Source organism: Cardiobacterium sp. (assembly GCF_057314735.1).
In genome coordinates, this window is sequence record NZ_DBHKZK010000025.1 from 1 (window position 1) to 4,228 (window position 4,228).

The 4,228-nt window shown below is 58.0% G+C and carries 4 protein-coding genes; all 4 read left to right on the forward strand.

Annotated features, from left to right (window positions below):
• The first annotated feature begins 195 nt into the window (after positions 1–195).
• The 4 genes from ACO54Z_RS02925 (at position 196) to ACO54Z_RS02940 (ending at position 4,105) form a co-directional block, all read left to right on the forward strand.
• Positions 196–744, forward strand: a complete 549-nt coding sequence (locus ACO54Z_RS02925; protein ID WP_485995673.1) for an NMCC_0638 family (lipo)protein — start codon at positions 196–198, stop codon at positions 742–744.
• An 86-nt stretch (positions 745–830) separates the two neighbouring features.
• Positions 831–1,373, forward strand: coding sequence for an NMCC_0638 family (lipo)protein (locus tag ACO54Z_RS02930; protein WP_485995674.1), 543 nt, complete (start codon positions 831–833; stop codon positions 1,371–1,373).
• 13 nt (positions 1,374–1,386) lie between these two features.
• Complete coding sequence (gene thrC, locus ACO54Z_RS02935) at positions 1,387–2,808, forward strand: threonine synthase (RefSeq protein WP_485995675.1); 1,422 nt, start codon at positions 1,387–1,389, stop codon at positions 2,806–2,808.
• 169 nt (positions 2,809–2,977) lie between these two features.
• Entirely contained in the window at positions 2,978–4,105 is a 1,128-nt protein-coding gene (locus ACO54Z_RS02940; protein WP_485995676.1) for a Fic family protein, read from the forward strand.
• Positions 4,106–4,228 lie beyond the last annotated feature (123 nt).

The following is a 4,228-nucleotide window of genomic DNA, read 5'->3' on the forward strand; positions in this document are numbered from 1 at the left end:
ACGCCCTAACCCAACCTGCCATAAATATATAGCCGTCCACCGAAAGTTTCAGACAAGGCGCGTCGCCGAAGACAGTACGCTTTTGTACGGCGAGGCGACGCAACACAGTATGAGGGCTTTCGGTGGATGGCTATACATACACCAACCCCGCTACCCTGTATGTAAAACCCGCTCCTCAACCCACCCGCCCAAACCATGCAAAAAATCCTCATTCCCTTACTTATCGCCCTCACCTGCCACGCCACATTTGCCGCGAGCGACGCCGAAAAACAGGCCGAAGACTTCACCAACCTCTACACCAACACCTGCATTGAGCACCTGGCTGACCTGGACCAACTGCGCGAAAAACTGAAAGACCTGCAAACCCTCCCGGCAGACAAGGCAGCGCTGTTCCTGGCCAAAGAAAAAGGCACGGCCTGGATTGTGCCGCACCCGCAGGGGCCTTTCATTATCGCCTTAATGGATAACAAAGATTTCTGCGCCGTCTTCGCGCATCGTGCTGATGCCGCACAAGTCGAAAAGCAGTACCTGGATGCCATGAACCGCGCACCCAAAGAATTTACCGTCGTCAAAAGCGAAGACGAAACTGAAACCGTAGATGGCAGCGAATCCCACAAGCTCTCCTACCAATGGCAACTGCCGGACAATCCGCGCAAACCGACGTTCATACTGACCACCTCAGCCGACCCCAAGGCAGGATTGCAGGCATACATCATCATCGCCACCGTCACAGACGAAGAATAAAGGCACCACCGCCCTTCCCCTTTACATACACCTTGAGCGCTCAAGTGTATGTATAACCCCCTTTCCCAACCTTAAAGGAACCAACCATGTCCAAAACCCTCCTCCCGCTGCTCGCCGCCCTCGCCTGCCACAACGTCTTTGCCGCAGGCGACGCCGAAAAACAGGCCGAAGACTTCACCAACCTCTACACCAACACCTGCATCCAGCACCTGACCGACCTGGACAAACTGCGCGAAAAACTGAAAGATCTCCCGCCCGTACCCAAAGAAGCCGCCGACATCTACCTTGCCCAACAGGAAGGCGGCGCCTGGATCGTGCCGCACGAACCGGAAAACTACGTCATCGCCATCATGAAAGACAAAAACTACTGCGCCGTATTCGCCCACCACATTGACGCCGCAGAAGTCGAAAAACGCTACCTCAAAACCATCAACCAGCCGCCGGAAGGCTTCACCACCGTCCAACGCGAAGACGAACACAAAACCGTTGATGGCAGCAAACTGCACTACCTCGCCCACCAATGGCAACTGCCGGACAATTCGCGCAAACCGACCTTCATGCTGACCACCACCACCGACCCCGACGCCCTCATGCAGGCATACATCAGCGTCGCCATCGCCAACGACTGACACAAGGAACCCCATGCAATACCAATCCACCCGTGGCGCATCCCTCGGCCACTTCAGCGACATCCTCCTGCAAGGCCTCGCCCCCGACGGCGGCCTCGCCATGCCCGCGCACATCCCGGAAATCATCACCCCCGCCACCCTGCGCGAATGGAAAACCCACAGCTACGCCGACCTCGCCTTCGCGGTGATGCGCCACTACATTGACGACATCCCGGAAAATGACCTGCGCCGTATCCTGCATCGCACTTACCACGAGAGCGTCTTCCACACAGACGCCATCACCCCGCTAACCCGCCTCGGCGACAGCGACACCTACATTCTTGAACTCTCCAACGGCCCCTCGCTCGCCTTCAAGGACATCGCCATGCAATTCCTCGGCAACGCGATGGAATACGTCCTTGAAACCCGCGACCAGCGGCTGAACATCCTCGGCGCGACCAGCGGCGACACCGGCTCCGCCGCCGAATACGCGATGCGCGGCAAGGCGCGCATCAACGTCTTCATGCTCTCACCGCATGGCCGCATGAGTCCTTTCCAGCAAGCGCAAATGTACAGCCTGCAAGACGCCAACATCCACAATATCGCCATTGAAGGCGTCTTCGACGACTGCCAGGACCTCGTCAAAGCCGTCAATGCCGACGCCGCGTTCAAGAGCCGCTACCACATCGGCGCGGTCAACTCCATCAACTGGGCGCGCGTACTGGCGCAAAGCGTGTACTACATCAAGGCCTACCTCGCGCTCGATCTGCCGCAAGACGCGCAGGTGGATTACACCGTGCCATCGGGCAACTTCGGCAACATCTACGCCGGATACATCGCCAAACGCATGGGACTGCCGATTGCGCACCTCATCGTCGCCACCAACGAAAACGACGTCCTCTACCATACCCTGCACAGCGGCGAGTACCGCGCCCGCCCGGCGGCAGACGTCGCCAAAACCAGCAGCCCGTCAATGGACATCGGCAAGGCGAGCAACTTTGAGCGCTACATCTACAGCATCAGCGGCGACGACAGCGCACAAACCGCCGCCCTCTGGCACACCCTCGAAGCGGGCGGCGGCATCAGCCTCGAATCTCTCGGCGAGAGCATCCGCGCCTCCGGCTTCGACGCCGGGCGCAGCAGCCATGCCGACCGCCTGGCAACCATCCGCGACGTGTACGAAAAATACGACCGCCTGATTGACCCGCACACCGCCGACGGCGTCCACGTCGCGCGCGAGTGGCGTGCCGCCCACCCCAGCGAGCACCCGATGATATGTTTAGAAACCGCGCTGCCGGCGAAATTTGAAGAAACCGTGCATGAGGCGACCGGCCTCGCCGCGCCGCGCCCGGAACGCTTCCACAACATCGAAAGCGCGCCGCGCCGCGTGACCATTCTGCCGAATGATGTCGCCGCGCTGAAAGACTGCATCAGCAAAAGCCTCACGCAGCGGTGAAAAGCCAAAAGAAAAGCCGGGCAATGCCCGGTTTTTTTCTGGCCAAAAAAGCGGCCAAAAAATCGAGCAAAAAAGCGCTCACAACACATTTATCACCATGAAAAAACGATGAAAATAATGGCAAAAAAGTGGCCATTTTTGCGGCCATTTTTCCATTAAAATACGTTGCATGATTGACCAAGAAACCTTGCAACACAGCATCGCGTGCGCGCGCTTCGCCCCCTTCAAACTGCGCCTTGCGCTCGACTTGCAGGCAGTCGAACTGCCGCTGCGCCTCGTCGAAGATGCCTGGCAGCGTTTTGCCTCCTCGCCCATAGCCGCGATTGCCAGCAGTCTGGAAAAAGAAGTTATTGCCAGCGGCATCTATGGTACGCACACCATTGAAGGCGGCGAATTGAGCGAAGAAGAAACCGCCGACACACTGGCACAGCCACCGCGCAGCCCGGACGATAACCGCCGCGCTGTACTGAACCTGAAAACCGCCTACGAACACGCACAAGCACACAGCAGCACAACAGATTGGCGCCTTACCCCCGCCTACATTCAGGACATCCACCGACAAATCACCACCGACATCCCGCACCCATACAACGCACCCGGCCAGTATCGCAACAACAGCAAAGACATCGTGACCCAAGTCGGCAACCCGCCCTACAAACCGCCACAATACCGCGGCGACATCAGCCGCTGCATCGCCGCGCTTTGCGAGTGGCAGGAAACATTGCAGGCGGCAGGCGTCCCCGCGCTTATCCGCGCGCCGCTCGTCCACTACTACTACGAAATCATCCATCCCTTTTGGGACGGCAATGGCCGCGTTGGCCGCGTGCTTGAAGCGAGCATCCTTCTGCATGAAGGCATGAATTACGCGCCATTCGCGCAAGCACGCTACTACCTGCGCCATATCGACCGCTATTTTTCGTTGTTTAACCACACCCGCCTCGCCCACAAACGCAAAGAAGCGGACGCCAATACCGCCTTTGTTGTCTTCTTCTTGCAGGGGATGCGCGACACCATCCACCAACTGCACGACCGCATCAACGAAATGACCAAGGTGCTGCTTTACAGCTACCGCCTGAACGAAGCCAAACAAGACAAGCGGCTGAACGCACGCCAATATTCCATCGCCCGTCTCGTACTGGAACACGGTGGTCAATACACACGCAAGACGCTAACGGAAAGCCCCCATTATCAGGTGCTCTATAAAAAAGTCAGCGAACGCAGTGAGCGCCGCGACTGGCTTGGCCTTGCAGATTGGCTTGATATTGACGCCGACAAGCGGCTATATCCACGACTGTAAACACAAAAACACCCCATGACCTAAGAACCTGTTTAAAATCCCCCTCCCCTGCAGGGCGAAGCCCGTAGCGGGGGAGGGTCGGGGAGGGGGTGTAGGGATGTTGTTCATGAATCGAAATTCCGG

What these genes read in the sequence shown, in the direction of transcription:
- ACO54Z_RS02930 (WP_485995674.1), top strand. Translation starts at nt 831, where the DNA reads ATGTCCAAAACCCTCCTCCCGCTGCTCGCCGCCCTCGCCTGCCACAAC.
- ACO54Z_RS02925 (WP_485995673.1), top strand. Translation starts at nt 196, where the DNA reads ATGCAAAAAATCCTCATTCCCTTACTTATCGCCCTCACCTGCCACGCC.
- ACO54Z_RS02940 (WP_485995676.1), top strand. Translation starts at nt 2,978, where the DNA reads ATGATTGACCAAGAAACCTTGCAACACAGCATCGCGTGCGCGCGCTTC.
- thrC (WP_485995675.1), top strand. Translation starts at nt 1,387, where the DNA reads ATGCAATACCAATCCACCCGTGGCGCATCCCTCGGCCACTTCAGCGAC.